We start from the raw sequence: 13,756 nt of genomic DNA, 5'->3' as shown, positions 1-13,756 counted from the left end.
CCGCTAACCAGTCAGAGAATGAAATTCGATCGATGGGCACTGCGCGTCGCCCTTGCCGCGGCAGTGGCCGCCGCGCTCCCGGGCGCCTTCGCGCAGGGCACCGCACCCTCCCCCCAACCCATCGACGGCGGCACGCTGACGCTCGCGGTGTCGCAGGAGCCGACCTCGCTGGTGTCCTTCCTCGACACCAAGACCGACAACCGCAACATCAGTGCGAAGATCACCGAGGGCCTGCTGCGCTACGACGCGCAGTTCCGCGCGCAGCCGCTGCTCGCCACGTCGTGGCAGGTCAGCGCCGATGGCCTGAAGTACACCTTCAAGCTGCGCCCCGGCGTGAAGTGGCACGACGGCCGCGACTTCGGCGCCGAGGACGTGCGCTATTCGATCCTCACGCAGAAGAAACAGGGACCGCGCGGGCGCATCACGCTCGCGAACGTGGAACGCGTCGACGCGCCCGATCCGCTGACCGCGGTGATCGTGCTGTCGAAGCCCGCGCCCTTCCTGCTGAAGTCGCTGTCCTCCGCCGAGCTGCCCATCGTGCCCTCGCACCGCTACGCCGACGGCGAGCCGCTGGGCAATCCCAACGTCACGGCGCCCGTGGGCACCGGTCCCTTCGTGTTCGACCAGTGGGTGCGCGGCAGCCACCTGGTGCTCAAGAAGAATCCGAACTACTGGCGCAAGGGCTATCCGCACCTCGACCGCGTGATCGTGAAGTTCGTGCGCGATCCGGCCGCGATCTCCACCGCGGTCGAGACCGGCGAGGTCGACGCGGCGCTCGGCGTGGGCCTGGCCGACCTCGAACGGCTCGAGAAGAACCCGAAGCTCAAGGTCGACGCCACCTACGACGCCTTCCTCAACAACGCCTCGTTCCTCGAGTTCAACCTCGAGAACCCGGTGCTCGCGAACCCGAAGGTGCGGCATGCGATCGCGCAGGCGATCGACCGCAACTTCATCCGCGACACCATCTACTACAAGCGCGTGGAGGTGGTGAACTCGCCGATCCCGCGCGTGCTGGCCGACTACTACGACGACAGCACCTTCCGCTATCCCTTCGACGTGACCGCGGCCAACCGCCTGCTCGACGAGGCCGGCCAGCCGCGCGGCGCGGGCGGCACGCGCTTCTCGCTGCGGCTGAGCTACATCCCGGGCGCGGAATTCAAGCGCACCAGCGACTACCTGCGCGCGGCCTTCTCGCGCATCGGCGTCAAGGTCGAGATCGTCGACGGCGACCTGCCCACCTTCCTCAAGCGCGTCTACAGCACGCGCGACTTCGACATCAACCTCAACGGCCTGGGCCGGCTGTTCGACCCGACGGTGGGCGTGCAGCGCATCTACTGGGGCGACGGGGTGCGCAATCCGCTGATCTGGATCAATGCCTCGCACTACGACAACCCGCAGGTCGACGAGCTGTTCCGCCAGGCCGCGGTCGAACTCGACGGCGCGAAGCGCGCCACCCAGTTCCGCCAGATCCAGCAGATCGTGGGCCGCGAGCTGCCGGTGGTGCCGCTGGTCACGGTGCATTCGGCGCTGCAGGTCTACAGCACCCGCGTGCACGAACTCAACAACAGCATCGATCTCACGGCCGGCGACTTCGCCGATGCCTGGATCGAACCCCGCAAATAAGACAGACGGACGGACCGCCATGAGCCTCCAGGACATCACGAACGACCAACTCCATGCACTGAGCTTCGCGAGCGCCGGCGAACAGGCCCGCGCACTGGCCGAGGGCCGCGTCAGCGCGGTAGCGCTGCTCGAGCACCTGCTCGCGCGCATCGACCGCTTCGACGGCGCGCTCAACGCGGTGCCCGTGCGCGACGACGAGCGCGCCCGCGCCGCGGCACGCGAGGCCGACGCGGCGCTCGCGCGCGGCGAGCGCCGGCCACTGCTGGGCGTGCCGGTCACGGTGAAGGAATCCTTCGACGTGGCGGGCCTGGTCACGAGCAGCGGCAACCCGGCCTTCGCCGACAACGTGGCGCGCGAGGACTCGCTCGCCGTGGCCGCGCTGCGCGAGGCCGGCGCGGTGATCGTCGGCAAGAGCAACGTGCCGCTGGGCCTGGCCGACCTGCAGAGCTACAACGCGGTCTACGGCATCAGCAACAACCCCTGGGACCCGGCGCGCACGCCGGGCGGCTCCTCGGGCGGCTCGGCCGCGGCGCTGGCCGCTGGCTACGTGGCGCTGGAGATCGGCACCGACATCGGCGGCTCGATCCGCATTCCCGCGCACTTCAACGGCGTGTACGGCCACAAGCCGACCGCGGGCCTGGTCGCGCTGCGCGGCACCGGCGTGCCCTCGGGCCGCCATGCCGAGCGCGACTTGGTGGTGGCCGGGCCGCTCGCGCGCACGGCGTCCGATCTCGAGCTCGCGCTCGGCCTGCTGATCAATCGCGATCCGCTGCTGGCCAAGGGCTGGAAGGCGACCCTGCCGCCGGCGCGCCATGCGCGGCTGTCCGATTTCCGCGTGCTGGTGATCGACCAGTGGCCCGGCAGCGAGCGCAGCGTGCACGAGCGCCAGGTGAGCGAGCGCGTGGTCGACCGGCTTCGCACGCAGGGCGTGCAGGTGAGCCGGCCGGCCGACCTGCCGCCGGGTCTGCTGCCCGACCTGGTGCGCTCGCACCGCGTCTACCGCAGCCTGCTGGGCTCGTCGCTGGCCACGCCGCCGGCGCTCAGCGAGGCCGCGCAGCAGCGGCTCGAGGCACTCTCGCCCGAGGACGACAGCGCCGACGCGGCCTGGCTGCGCGCCTCCACGCTGCGCCACAGCCAGTGGCTGCAGGACCACGAGGCGCGCGTGGCGCTGCGCCACCAGTGGGAACGCTTCTTCGCGCAGTTCGACGTGGTGGTGACGCCGGTGGCGCCGCTGCCGGCCTTCCGCCACAACCACGACGAGCCCAAGGATGCGCGCACCTATCCCGTGGCCTTCGAGGACGGCACGCGCGAGGTGCGCTTCCTCGACCTGTTCGCCTGGGCCGGCCTGCCGGTGCTGCCGGGCCTGCCGGCCACCAGCTTCCCGATCGGGCTCGACGACGAGGGCCTGCCGGTGAGCGCGCAGGCGGTCGGCGCCTACCTCGAGGACCGCACCACCATCGCCTTCGCGCGGCTGCTCGAGGAGGCCTATGGCGGCTTCATCGCGCCGCCGGGCTACGAGGACAGCGTGGCCGCGCCCGCAACGCCTGCAGCCCCGACCGCGCCCGCCGCATGACACCGACGCCTCCGATCAGCCGCCGGCATTTCCACCGGCGGCTCGCGGGGCTGCCGCTCGCGCTGGCCGCGGTGCCGGCCGCCGCGGCCAATGCCGCGCCCCATACCGAGCCGGACACCGCGCCGCGCCACAAGCCCGGCAGCGTCGTCACCCTGCTCACCGCGCTCGAGCCGCCCACGCTGGTGGGCCTGGTCAACTCCGCGGCCGGCACCTTCCTGGTGTCGCCCAAGGCGGTCGAGGGCCTGCTGAGCTACGACTTCGAGCTGCGCCCGCGCCCGCAGCTCGCCGTGGCCTGGGAGGTGCAACCCGATGGCCTGCAATACACCTTCAGGCTGCGCCGCGGCGTGAAGTGGCACGACGGCCGTCCCTTCACCTCGGCCGACGTGGCCTTCTCGATCCTCGCGCTCAAGCAGTCGCATCCGCGCGGGCGCGCCACCTTCGCGAGCGTGAGCGAGGTGCGCACGCCCGATGCGCACACCGCGGTGCTGGTGCTGAGCAAGCCCGCGCCCTTCCTGTTGACCGCGCTGGCTGCCGCCGAGTCGCCGATCGTGCCGCGCCATGTCTACGAGGGTCGCGAGCTCGCGAGCCATCCGGCCAACAACGCGCCGATCGGCACCGGGCCCTTCGTGTTCAAGGAATGGCAGCGCGGCAGCCACCTGATCTACGAGCGCAACCCCGACTACTGGGATGCCGGCAAGCCCTACATCGACAGGCTGGTGGTGCGCTTCGTGCCCGACCCCGCGGCGGCCGCGGCCGCGCTCGAGAGCGGCACGGTCGACCTGGCCGGCGCGACACCGGTGCCGATCCCCGACCTCGACCGGCTCAAGGCGCTGCCGCACCTGAGCCTGGACACGCGCGGCAACGAGTACTTCAACAACTCGACCACGCGCATCGAGTTCAACCTCGACAACCCCTACTTCCGTCACGCCAAGGTGCGCCAGGCGGTGGCGCATGCGATCGATCGCGAGGTGATCCTCAAGACCGTGTGGTACGGCTACGGCCTGGCCGCGCCGGGCCCGATCTCGCCGGTGCTGCGTGCCTTCTACGAGCCCGCGGCGGGCGTGCCGGGCTTCGACCGCAAGCGCGCCGAGGCGCTGCTCGACGAGGCCGGCTTTGCACGCGGCGCCGACGGCGTGCGCTTTCGCGTGAGCCACGACGTGTTCGACGGCGGCGGCAACCGCGTGGGCCAGTACATCCGCCAGGCGCTCGCGCGCGTGGGCATCGACGTGACGGTGCGCACGCAGGAGTTCGGCGCCTACATCAAGCGCGTCTACACCGACCGCGACTTCGACTTCAACAACCAGGGCATGAGCCAGATGTTCGATCCCGCGGTGGGCATCCAGCGCTTCTACTGGTCGAAGAACTTCCGCCCGGGCGTGCCCTTCTCCAACGGCGCGCACTACGACAACCCCGAGGTCGACCGGCTGCTCGAGGCCGCGGCGGTGGAGAACGATGCCGCGAAGCGGCGCGCGCTCTACGCCGAGTTCCAGCGCGTGATCGCGCGCGAGCTGCCGACCATCGGGCTGGTGGCGGTGGCGCAGGTCACGGTGGCCAATCGCCGCATCGGCGGACACACGGTCGGCGCCGAGGGCCTGTCGGGCAACTTCGCCGATCTTCACCTCAAGGGATGAGCATGCAGGACTGGAACATGGAGCGCCGCGCCTGGCTGCAGGCCGGCGCGGGACTCGGGCTCGCGGGCCTGGCCTCGCCGTTCGCGGCGGTGTCCGCGCTCGCGCAGGGCCGCGACGCGGGCACGCCGGTGCGCGGCGGCACGCTGACCGTGCTGATCGATCCCGAGCCGCCCACGCTCACCACCATCGCGCATTCGGCCGGCGCCTCGGTGCTGATCTCGGCCAAGACCACCGAGGGCCTGCTGAGCTACGGCTTCGACCTCTCGCCGCAGCCGCAGCTCGCGACCGCCTGGAGCGTGAGCGCCGACGGGCTGCAGTACAGCTTCACCCTGCGCCGCGGCGTGAAGTGGCACGACGGCCGGCCCTTCACCTCGGCCGACGTCGCGCATTCGATCGGCCTGCTCAAGCAATACCACCCGCGCGGGCGCGCCACCTTCTCGAGCGTGTCGGAGGTGCGCACGCCCGATGCGCACACCGCGATCCTGGTGCTGTCGAAGCCGGTGCCCTACCTGATCACCGCGCTGTCGGCGGCCGAGTCGCCGATCGTGCCGAAGCACCTCTACGAGAACGGCAAGGCCGACGCCAACCCGGCCAACAACGCGCCCGTGGGGACCGGCCCCTTCGTCTTCAAGGAATGGGTGCGCGGCAGCCACGTGAGCTACGAGCGCAACCCCGACTACTGGGACAGCCCCAAGCCCTACGTCGACCGGCTGATCGTGCGCTTCATCCCCGACGCGGCCGCGCGCGCGGCCGCGATCGAGAAGGGCGAGGTGCACCTGAGCCCGGGCACGCCGGTGCCGCTGGGCGACGTGGAGCGGCTGCGCGCCAGGCCGAACCTGGTGTTCGAGCCGAACGGCTACCAGTACATCAACAACGTCTCGCGCGTGGAGTTCAACCTCGAGAACCCCGCGCTGCAGGACCTGCGCGTGCGCCAGGCGATCGCGCATGCCATCAACCGCCAGGTGGTGCAGAAGACCGTGTGGTACGGCCAGGGCCGGCTGATCCCGGGGCCGGTGCATCCGGCGCTCGCGAAGTTCTACGTGCCCGACCTGCCGGTGCTGCCGCACGATCCGAAGCAGGCCGAGGCCTTGCTCGACGCGGCGGGCCTGACGCGCGGCAAGGCCGGCCCCAACCTGCGGCTCAAGCTCGCGCTGACGCCCATTCCCAACGAGGGCGGCCAGCGCACCGCCGAGTACCTGAAGCAGAGCCTGGGACGCATCGGCATCGAGGTCACGATCAACGCGACCGACTTCGCGACCTACGTGCGCCGCATCTATGCCGACCGCGCCTTCGACCTGCACGTGAGCGTGATGAGCAACACCTTCGACCCCACCGTGGGCATCCAGCGCCTGTACTGGTCGAAGAACTTCAAGAAGGGCCTGCCGTTCTCCAACGGCTCGGGCTACAACAACCCCGAGGTCGACCGGCTGCTCGAGGCAGCCGCCATCGAGACCGACGAGGCGCGCCGGCGCCAGGCCTTCGCCGAGTTCCAGCGCCACATCGTGCGCGACCTGCCCGACATCACGCTGCTCGCGCTGGACAACTACACCATCGCCGATCGCCGCGTGCGCGGCCACACGGTCAGCGCCGACGGCATCGCCGGCAACCTGGCCGGTGCGTGGATCGGCACCTGATCGACAGTGAAAGGAAACCTCTCCATGACCACCGCCACCACCGACCGCCCCGACGTGCTCTGGTACACCCGCTGCCCCGTGCCCTCGCCGCTGGGCATCGCCGCGCGCCAGGGCTGGCTGGCCCAGACCTTCGCCGAGGAAGGCATCGCGATCGAATCGATCATCGACTCGAAGGACCGCAGCATCCGCGAGAGCCACTTCGACCACCACCTGGCCTGGTCCTTCCGCCAGGGCGGCAACATCCCGCCGATCTGGGCCCGCGCCAACGGCCGCGCGACGCGGCTGGTGGCGATCACCTGGACCGACGAGTTCCAGGCCATCGTGACCCTGCCGGGGCGCGGCATCGCGTCGATCGAGCAGCTCGCGGGCCGGCGCTTCGCGGTGCCGCGCCGCGTCAACGACCTGATCGACTTCCATCGCGCCACCGCGCTCAAGGGCGTGGTGTCGGCGCTGTCGCTGGTCGGCCTCACGACCGAGGACCTCACGCTGGTGCAGCTGCCGATCGAGGAGTCGGTGATCCTCGCGCAAGGCGAGCCCAGCCTGTTCGGGCTGCGCCGACGCCATCCCTATTTCCGCGAAGTCGAGGCGCTGGTGCGCGGCGAGGTCGACGCGATCTTCGTCAAGGGAGCGGAAGGCCTGGTGGTCGCGAACCTGATCGGCGCCCAGGTGGTGTCCGAGTTCGGCAGCCATCCCGATCCGAAGATCCGCATCAACAACGGCACGCCGCGCGTGCTGACGGTCGATGCGGCGCTGTCCGAGCGGCGGCCCGACCTGGTGCTGCGCCTGCTCGAGGTGGTGGAGCGCGCCGGCCGCTGGGCCGAGGACCATCCCGACGAGACGGTACGCTTCGTGGCGCGCGAGATCGCCACCAGCGAGGAGGCGGTGCTGGCCTCGAACGGGCCCGAGGTGCACCGGCACCTGGGCATCGGGCTCGACGCGCCGCTGGTCGATGCGATCGGGCATTTCAAGGACTTCCTGCTGCAGTGGGGCTTCCTGCCGGGCGACTTCGACCTCGGCGAGTGGGTCGATGCCGAGCCCTTGCGTGCGTTGCGTGCCGGCAAGGCGGCAGCGCCCGAAGCCGCGGTGCTTGCCGCCGCATGAGCGCCGCCAACGCCAACCCGGCGCCGCGCATCCTTGTGACCGGTGCCACCGGCCGACTCGGCCGCCTGCTGGTGCCGCGGCTGCGCGAGCGCGGCGCGGTGGTGCGCGCCTTCACGCGGCAGGTGGCGAATGCCGCCGCGCTGGCCGACCAGAGCCGGCACGAGCGCGCACCCTTCGAGGTGGCGGTGGGCAACCTCGAGGACCGGGCCTCGTTGCGGCGCGCCTTCGAGGGCGTCTCGCATCTGTTCCTGCTGTCGCCGATCGTGCCCGAGCTGGCCGCGCAGCAGATCGCCGCCATCGAGGCCGCGGCCGAGGCCGGCGTGCGCCGCATCGTCAAGCTCTCGGGCTCGCACTGGACCATCGAGCCGCCGGGCCGTTCGCTGTCGGGCGACGCGCATGCGCGCATCGAGGCCGCGCTGGCCACCACGGGCATCGCGCACCGCGTGCTGCGCCCCAATGCCTGGACGCAGGTGGTGCTGGCGCGGCTGGCGGCCGAACTGGCCGCGGGCGATGTGCTGCATGCGCCGCCGGGCCTGCCGCGCGTGGCCTCCATCGATGCGCGCGACATCGCCGACGTGGCGGTCGAGGCGCTGCTGAACGACGCGGACGACGCGCCGCCCGGCCCCTGGGTGCTGACCGGCGCGCGCGCCGTGGACCATGGCGAGCTCGCGCGCATCGCCGCCGGCCTCAGCGGCCGGCCGGTGGTGGCCGAGCCACTGTCGCCGCAGGCGCTGGCGGCGCGCCAGGCGCAGGCGCCCTCGCCCTACATCGCGCAGGTGCATGCGCAGTTCGCCGCGCTGATCGGTGCCGGCGAGGCGGCCACCGTCACCGACACGGTGGAACGCGTGCTGGGCCGGCCACCACGGCGCATCGAGGACTTCGTGGCCGAGTCGCTCGCGGCCTGAACCGCATGTGCTTATGCGGAAGGCTTCGTAGCCGCGCGCGGCGGCGGCCGCTAAGGTGCCGCCGGTTTTCACCGTCCCCATCCCATGTCCTCACTCGCCGATCTCGCGGCGCCCGCCACCGGCGCGGCGCCCTCCTTCTACTCCTCCCTCGAACGCGTGCCCGCCATCGATGCCGCCACCCTGCAGCGCTGGCTGCGCGACGGCGACGAGCTCGCGCTGCTCGACATCCGCGAGCACGGCCAGTACGGCGAGGGCCATCCCTTCTTCGCGGTGCATGCGGCCTACAGCCGGCTCGAGCCCGAGGTGGCGCGGCTGGTGCCGCGCCGCGCGACCCGCACCGTGCTGTTCGACGACGGCATCGACGGCGATGCGCTGGCCCGGCGCGCGGCGGTTCGGCTGGCCGCGCTCGGCTGGTCCGGCGTCTCGGTGCTGGCCGGCGGCGCGCCGGCCTGGGAAGGCGCGGGCCGCACGCTGTTCAAGGGCGTGAATCTGCCTTCGAAGACCTTTGGCGAGGTCGCGGAGCATGCCTTCGAGGTGCCGCACATCGACGCGCCCACGCTGGCGCGCTGGCAGCGCGAGGCCGAGCCCTTCGTGCTGCTCGATGGACGCACGCTCGAGGAACACCGCAAGATGACGCTGCCCGGCGCCATTCCCGTTCCCAACGGCGAACTGGCGCTGCGCTGGCGCACCCAGGTGAGCGACGAGCGCACGCCGATCGTGGTGCACTGCGCGGGCCGCACCCGCAGCATCGTCGGCGCACAGATCCTGCGCGACCTCGGCGTGCCCAACCCGGTGTTCGCGCTCGAGAACGGCACCCAGGGCTGGGCGCTGGCCGGCCTCGAGCTCGAACGCGGCAGCCGCCGCGCGCTGCCGGCCGCGCCCGATGCGGCGCAGCGCGAAGCCGCGCGCGCGAGTGCCGAGGCCGCCGCGCGGCGTTTCGGCGTGCCGGTGCTGTCGCGGGCCGCGGCACAGGCCTGGCTCGACGACGCCAGCCGCACCGCCTTCGTGTTCGACGTGCGCACGGCCGAGGAATTCGCGGCCGGCAGCCTGCCCGGCGCGCGCCATGCGCCGGGCGGCCAGTTGCTGCAGGCCACCGACCTGCAGATCGGCGTGCGCCATGCGCGCGTGCTGGTGCTCGACGACGATGGCGTGCGCGCGCCGGTCATCGCGCTGTGGCTGCGCCGGCTGGGCCTGGAGGCCGCGCTGGTCGAGGGCGGCCTCGCGAGCGGGCTGCGCGTGCCCGAGGGCGCGGCGCCGGCGCTGGGCCCGGTGCCCGCTTCGGCTTCGGCCGGGCAGCTGGCCGCGCTGCCCGAAGGCACGGTGCTGCTCGACCTGCGCGCGTCGCCGGCCTACCGCCAGGCCCATGTGCGCGGCGCGTGCTGGTCGATCCGCCCGCGCCTGCTGGCCGATGCGCGCACCGCCACCGGCGGCGACACGCGCCGCCCGCTGCTGCTGATCGCGCCCGACGCGCTGGTGGCGCGGCTCGCCGCCGCCGACCTGCGCGATGCCGGCTGGCCCGCGCCGACCTGGACCACGCACGAGGCGCTCCCGGCCGCGGGCCACGGCGTGGAGGCCACGCCCGCGTCGCCCACCGATGCCGAGGCCATCGACTACCTGTTCTTCGTGCACGACCGGCACGACGGCAATCTCGAGGCGGCGCGCCGCTACCTCGACTGGGAGCTGGGCCTGATCGCGCAATGCGCGAGCGACGAGCTGGCCGTGTTCCGGCCGCACGGCGAAGCGACCCGAGGCTTGCACGGAAAAGCGCATATCGATAGTTGAAGGCCTTCGTTGCGACGGCAGGCGCGGCCTCGGAAGATCGCCGCCTGCCCTGCTTCGTCCCTTTCATTCGATGACTTCCCGTCCGCGTTCGCGTTTCTACCCCTCTTCCTCCCGATTCGCCGCCGCGGCGCTCGCCACCCTGCTCGGCCTGGCCGGCGCGGCCCATGCCGACGCGACGCTCGACCGCATCAAGCAGCGCGGCAAGGTCGCGATCGGCGTGGTGGTCAACGGCGGGCCCTTCGGCTCGATCGACCCGGCCACGCAGCAGCTCGTGGGCTGGAACCCCGACCTCGCGCGCGACCTCGCCAAGCAGCTCGGCGCCGAAGTCGAGCTGGTGCAGGTGCAGCCGGCCAACCGGGTGCAGTTCCTGCAGTCGGGCAAGGTCGACCTGCTGATCGCCTCGATGGAATACAACGCCGACCGCGGCGAGATCCTCGGCTATGCGCCGACGCCGTTCTACCGCGTGGGCGGCACGGCCGCCGTGCTCAAGACCAGCGGCATCGCCAAGTGGGAAGACCTGCGCGGCAAGACCGTGTGCGCCTCGCAGGGCAGCAGCTTCGTGAAGCCGCTGCAGGAACAGTACGGCGCCCAGGTGCGCGGCTTCAAGACCGCGCAGGAATCGCTGCTGGCGCTGCGCGGCGGCAACTGCGTGGCCGCCGTGCACGACGCCACGCTGATCCAGCCGCTGCTGCGCAGCAATCCCGAATGGGCCGCCTACGCGGCGCCGATCCGCGACGAGATCCTGCCCGCGCCCTCGGTGGTCTGGGCCCGCAAGGGCGAGGCCGACACCATCGCCGCCGTCGACAAGGTGGTGAAGCAATGGCACCGCAGCGGCTGGCTGATCGAGACCGAGAAGCGCAACGGCATCGAGCCGCCGCAGCCGCTGCTGCCCGAGCTGCAGGCCAAGCTGCGCGCCGCGCCCTGAACCAACGGCCACGGCCCCGTTCGGCCCGGCCGCATCGCAACCTTCCGTTCGCCGTGAGCGGCGCCCCTGAACCGGCGCCGCGCCCTGCCCTTTCCGTTCGCGCCATGAAGCCACGCTCCTCCACCGACACGCCATCGTCGGCGCGCCAGCCATGAACGACGCCGGACTGCTCGCGCAGGCCGTGGCCGCGCTCAAGCCCCTGGGCCTCAACTACGCCTTCGTGCTCGACGCGGGCGAGCGCCAGGCCTTCCTGCGCGGCCTGCTCGTCACCTTCGAGCTCTGCGTGCTGACCGTGCCCTGCAGCCTCGCGGCCGGCGTGGCGATCGCGGCCGCGCTGACCTCGCCGCGGCGCTGGGTCGCGCTGCCGGCGCGCGCCTTCGTGGAGGTCACGCGCAACACGCCGACGCTGGTGCAGCTCTATTGCGCCTTCCTCGTGCTCAACATGCTGATCACGCAGCAGCTGCAGGGCCTCGGCGGCAATCCGCTGACGCCCTTCGTCTGGGTGGTGATCGTGGTGGCGCTGCACAAGGGCGTGTTCCATGCCGAGGCGCTGCGCGCGGGCATCGAGGCGGTGCCGCGCGTCACGCTCGAGGCCGCGCGCTCGCTGGGCTTCTCGCAGCGCCAGCTGCTGTGGCGCGTCGAGCTGCCGCTGGCGCTGCGCTTCGCGCTGCCCTCGCTGGTCAACAACCTGGTCGACCTGGTCAAGATGACCGCGGTGGCCTCGGCCATCGCCGTGGGCGACGTGACCTACGAGTCGATCATGATCTGGACGCAGCGCGACAACGTGCTCGAGCTGCTGCTGTTGATCCTGCTGTACTTCGGCCTGCTGACCTGGCTCGTGAGCCTGGCCGGGCGCTGGCTCGAGGCGCGCTGGCGGATGCCCGGCTATGGCCAGTGAGATCGCCGCGGCCCCGGCCGCTTCCGCACTCGGCGCCGAGGCCGGCGCAGGCTTCATCGCGCACCTCGATCCGCGCCGCCATCCCTGGCTCGCCGCGCTGGCCGCCGTGCTGCTGCTGGTCGCGGCCTGGACCGCCACCGGCACCACGCCCGTCGCGCTGCGCCACCTGTGGCAATGGTCGCCCACGCTGCTGCTGGGCTTGCTCACCAACATCCAGATCAGCGTGCTCGCGATGGCGATCGGCACCGCCGTAGGGCTGCTGGTGGGCGCGCTGTCGTTCTCGCCGTTCGCGCCGGTGCGCGGGGCCACGCGCTGGTACGTGCAGTTCTTCCGCAACGCGCCGGTGCTGGTGCTGATCTATTTCACCACCTACGTGTTTCCGTTCGAGCTGCGGCTGGCGGCCTGGACCGTGCCCTTCCCCGACTGGCTCAAGGTGGTGCTGGGCCTCGCGCTGCCCACGAGCGCGGTGGTGGCCGAGATCTTCCGCGGCGCGATCCAATCGATCCCGAGCGCGCAATGGGAGGCCGCGCAGTCGCTGGCCTTCCGGCGCGGCGAGATCTTCCGGCTGATCGTGCTGCCGCAGTGCCTGCGCCGCATGCTGCCGCCTTGGATGAACCTCTACGCGAGCATCACGATGAGCACGGCGCTGTCCTCGCTGGTCGGCGCGCACGACGTGGTCGACGCGGCCCAGGTCGCGAGCAACACGGTGGCGCGCACCGACTTCACGGTGCTGGTCTATTTCACGCTGCTCGCCGTGTTCTTCGCCTACTGCTACCCGATCGCCCGCGCCACACGCGCGCTGGAACGCCGCCATGCCCGCCACTGAGACCGCACCCCCCCTCTCCAACACGCCCCTGGTCGCCCTGCGCGACGTGGAGCTCGCCTTCGGCGCCAACGCGGTGCTGCGCGGCATCTCGCTCGAGGTGCAGCGCGGCCAGGCGGTGTCGATCATCGGGCCCTCGGGCTCGGGCAAGTCGACCATCCTGCGCTGCATCACCGGGTTGCTGCGACCGCAGCGCGGCGAGATCCGTGTCGGCGACACGCGCGTGGACGCGCTGCGCGCCGAGGCCGAGTTCATCGCGCTGCGCAAGCGCGTGGGCTTCGTGTTCCAGCAGTACAACCTGTTCCCGCACCTCACGGTGCTCGAGAACCTGGTGATCGCCCCCACGCGCGTGGCCGGCCGCGAGCGCGCCGCCGCCGAGCGCGAGGCGCGCGAGCTGCTCGACAAGGTGCGGCTCTCGCACAAGGCCGCGGCCTATCCGGGCGAGCTCTCGGGCGGTCAGCAGCAGCGCGTGGCGATCGCGCGCGCGCTCGCGATGCGGCCCGAGCTGATGCTGTTCGACGAGGTGACCTCGGCGCTCGACCCCGAGACCGTGGGCGAGGTGCTGACCGTGATCCGCGACCTGGTGCGCGAAGGCCTGACCTGCGTGCTGGTGACGCACGAGATGCGCTTCGCCGAGGAGATCAGCGACACCGTCTACTTCACCGAGGCCGGCGTGATCGTCGAGCACGGCCCGCCCGCGCGCATCTTCCGCGCGCCCGCGAGCGACCGCACACGCGCGTTCCTGCATCGCGCGCTCGGTGACGGCGCGCGCGACCCGTCGGGCGACAGCGTGCCCGCGCGCCGCCCCGCCCCCTTCCCCGAAACGCCGCCCTTCGACCGGCTGCGCTTCGCCCTCTGACC

Annotated in this window: 11 protein-coding genes; all 11 read left to right on the top strand. The window is 72.0% G+C overall.

From position 1 onward, the window contains the following. Positions 1-18: 18 nt before the first annotated feature. The 11 genes from BM109_RS19640 to BM109_RS19590 all read left to right on the top strand — a co-directional run bounded on the left by BM109_RS19640 (position 19) and on the right by BM109_RS19590 (position 13,754). Positions 19-1,623 carry an ABC transporter substrate-binding protein gene (locus BM109_RS19640; RefSeq protein ID WP_093345824.1) on the top strand — a complete coding sequence of 535 codons (1,605 nt, stop codon included), beginning with the start codon at positions 19-21 and terminating at the stop codon, positions 1,621-1,623. 19 nt (positions 1,624-1,642) lie between these two features. After that, positions 1,643-3,196: an amidase gene (locus tag BM109_RS19635; RefSeq protein ID WP_093345821.1), complete on the top strand. Its 1,554-nt coding sequence runs from the start codon at positions 1,643-1,645 to the stop codon at positions 3,194-3,196. Next, positions 3,193-4,827 carry an ABC transporter substrate-binding protein gene (locus BM109_RS19630; protein ID WP_093345818.1) on the top strand — a complete coding sequence of 545 codons (1,635 nt, stop codon included), beginning with the start codon at positions 3,193-3,195 and terminating at the stop codon, positions 4,825-4,827. Before BM109_RS19635 ends, BM109_RS19630 begins: the two co-directional genes overlap by 4 nt. Before the next feature lie 2 nt (positions 4,828-4,829). Then, positions 4,830-6,461, top strand: a complete 1,632-nt coding sequence (locus tag BM109_RS19625; protein ID WP_093345816.1) for an ABC transporter substrate-binding protein — start codon at positions 4,830-4,832, stop codon at positions 6,459-6,461. 24 nt (positions 6,462-6,485) lie between these two features. Beyond that, complete coding sequence (locus BM109_RS19620; RefSeq protein ID WP_093345812.1) at positions 6,486-7,562, top strand: ABC transporter substrate-binding protein; 1,077 nt, start codon at positions 6,486-6,488, stop codon at positions 7,560-7,562. Continuing rightward, the gene (locus BM109_RS19615) at positions 7,559-8,467 is read left to right on the top strand and encodes an NAD(P)H-binding protein (protein ID WP_093345809.1); all 909 of its coding nucleotides are present in this window, start codon (positions 7,559-7,561) and stop codon (positions 8,465-8,467) included. Before BM109_RS19620 ends, BM109_RS19615 begins: the two co-directional genes overlap by 4 nt. A gap of 84 nt (positions 8,468-8,551) precedes the next feature. Next, positions 8,552-10,249: a rhodanese-like domain-containing protein gene (locus tag BM109_RS19610; protein ID WP_093345807.1), complete on the top strand. Its 1,698-nt coding sequence runs from the start codon at positions 8,552-8,554 to the stop codon at positions 10,247-10,249. A gap of 70 nt (positions 10,250-10,319) precedes the next feature. After that, the gene (locus BM109_RS19605; protein WP_093345804.1) at positions 10,320-11,174 is read left to right on the top strand and encodes a transporter substrate-binding domain-containing protein; all 855 of its coding nucleotides are present in this window, start codon (positions 10,320-10,322) and stop codon (positions 11,172-11,174) included. A gap of 151 nt (positions 11,175-11,325) precedes the next feature. Beyond that, positions 11,326-12,072 (top strand): amino acid ABC transporter permease, encoded by a 747-nt coding sequence (locus tag BM109_RS19600; protein WP_093345802.1) that lies wholly within the window; start codon positions 11,326-11,328, stop codon positions 12,070-12,072. Continuing rightward, positions 12,062-12,898: an amino acid ABC transporter permease gene (locus BM109_RS19595; protein ID WP_093345798.1), complete on the top strand. Its 837-nt coding sequence runs from the start codon at positions 12,062-12,064 to the stop codon at positions 12,896-12,898. The genes BM109_RS19600 and BM109_RS19595 overlap by 11 nt, the downstream gene beginning before the upstream one ends. Beyond that, entirely contained in the window at positions 12,885-13,754 is an 870-nt protein-coding gene (locus BM109_RS19590; protein ID WP_093345795.1) for an amino acid ABC transporter ATP-binding protein, read from the top strand. Before BM109_RS19595 ends, BM109_RS19590 begins: the two co-directional genes overlap by 14 nt. Positions 13,755-13,756 lie beyond the last annotated feature (2 nt).

The organism is Variovorax sp. PDC80 (genome assembly GCF_900115375.1).
Classification (GTDB): domain Bacteria; phylum Pseudomonadota; class Gammaproteobacteria; order Burkholderiales; family Burkholderiaceae_C; genus Variovorax.
Note: the sequence above shows the minus strand (reverse complement) of the source record. Positions and strands in the feature narration are given on the sequence as shown.

Bases quoted from the DNA above. Each gene is read 5' to 3' on its own strand.
- BM109_RS19630 (WP_093345818.1), top strand. From the start codon at position 3,193: ATGACACCGACGCCTCCGATCAGCCGCCGGCATTTCCACCGGCGGCTC.
- BM109_RS19595 (WP_093345798.1), top strand. From the start codon at position 12,062: ATGGCCAGTGAGATCGCCGCGGCCCCGGCCGCTTCCGCACTCGGCGCC.
- BM109_RS19605 (WP_093345804.1), top strand. From the start codon at position 10,320: ATGACTTCCCGTCCGCGTTCGCGTTTCTACCCCTCTTCCTCCCGATTC.
- BM109_RS19640 (WP_093345824.1), top strand. From the start codon at position 19: ATGAAATTCGATCGATGGGCACTGCGCGTCGCCCTTGCCGCGGCAGTG.
- BM109_RS19590 (WP_093345795.1), top strand. From the start codon at position 12,885: ATGCCCGCCACTGAGACCGCACCCCCCCTCTCCAACACGCCCCTGGTC.
- BM109_RS19600 (WP_093345802.1), top strand. From the start codon at position 11,326: ATGAACGACGCCGGACTGCTCGCGCAGGCCGTGGCCGCGCTCAAGCCC.
- BM109_RS19610 (WP_093345807.1), top strand. From the start codon at position 8,552: ATGTCCTCACTCGCCGATCTCGCGGCGCCCGCCACCGGCGCGGCGCCC.
- BM109_RS19615 (WP_093345809.1), top strand. From the start codon at position 7,559: ATGAGCGCCGCCAACGCCAACCCGGCGCCGCGCATCCTTGTGACCGGT.
- BM109_RS19620 (WP_093345812.1), top strand. From the start codon at position 6,486: ATGACCACCGCCACCACCGACCGCCCCGACGTGCTCTGGTACACCCGC.
- BM109_RS19625 (WP_093345816.1), top strand. From the start codon at position 4,830: ATGCAGGACTGGAACATGGAGCGCCGCGCCTGGCTGCAGGCCGGCGCG.
- BM109_RS19635 (WP_093345821.1), top strand. From the start codon at position 1,643: ATGAGCCTCCAGGACATCACGAACGACCAACTCCATGCACTGAGCTTC.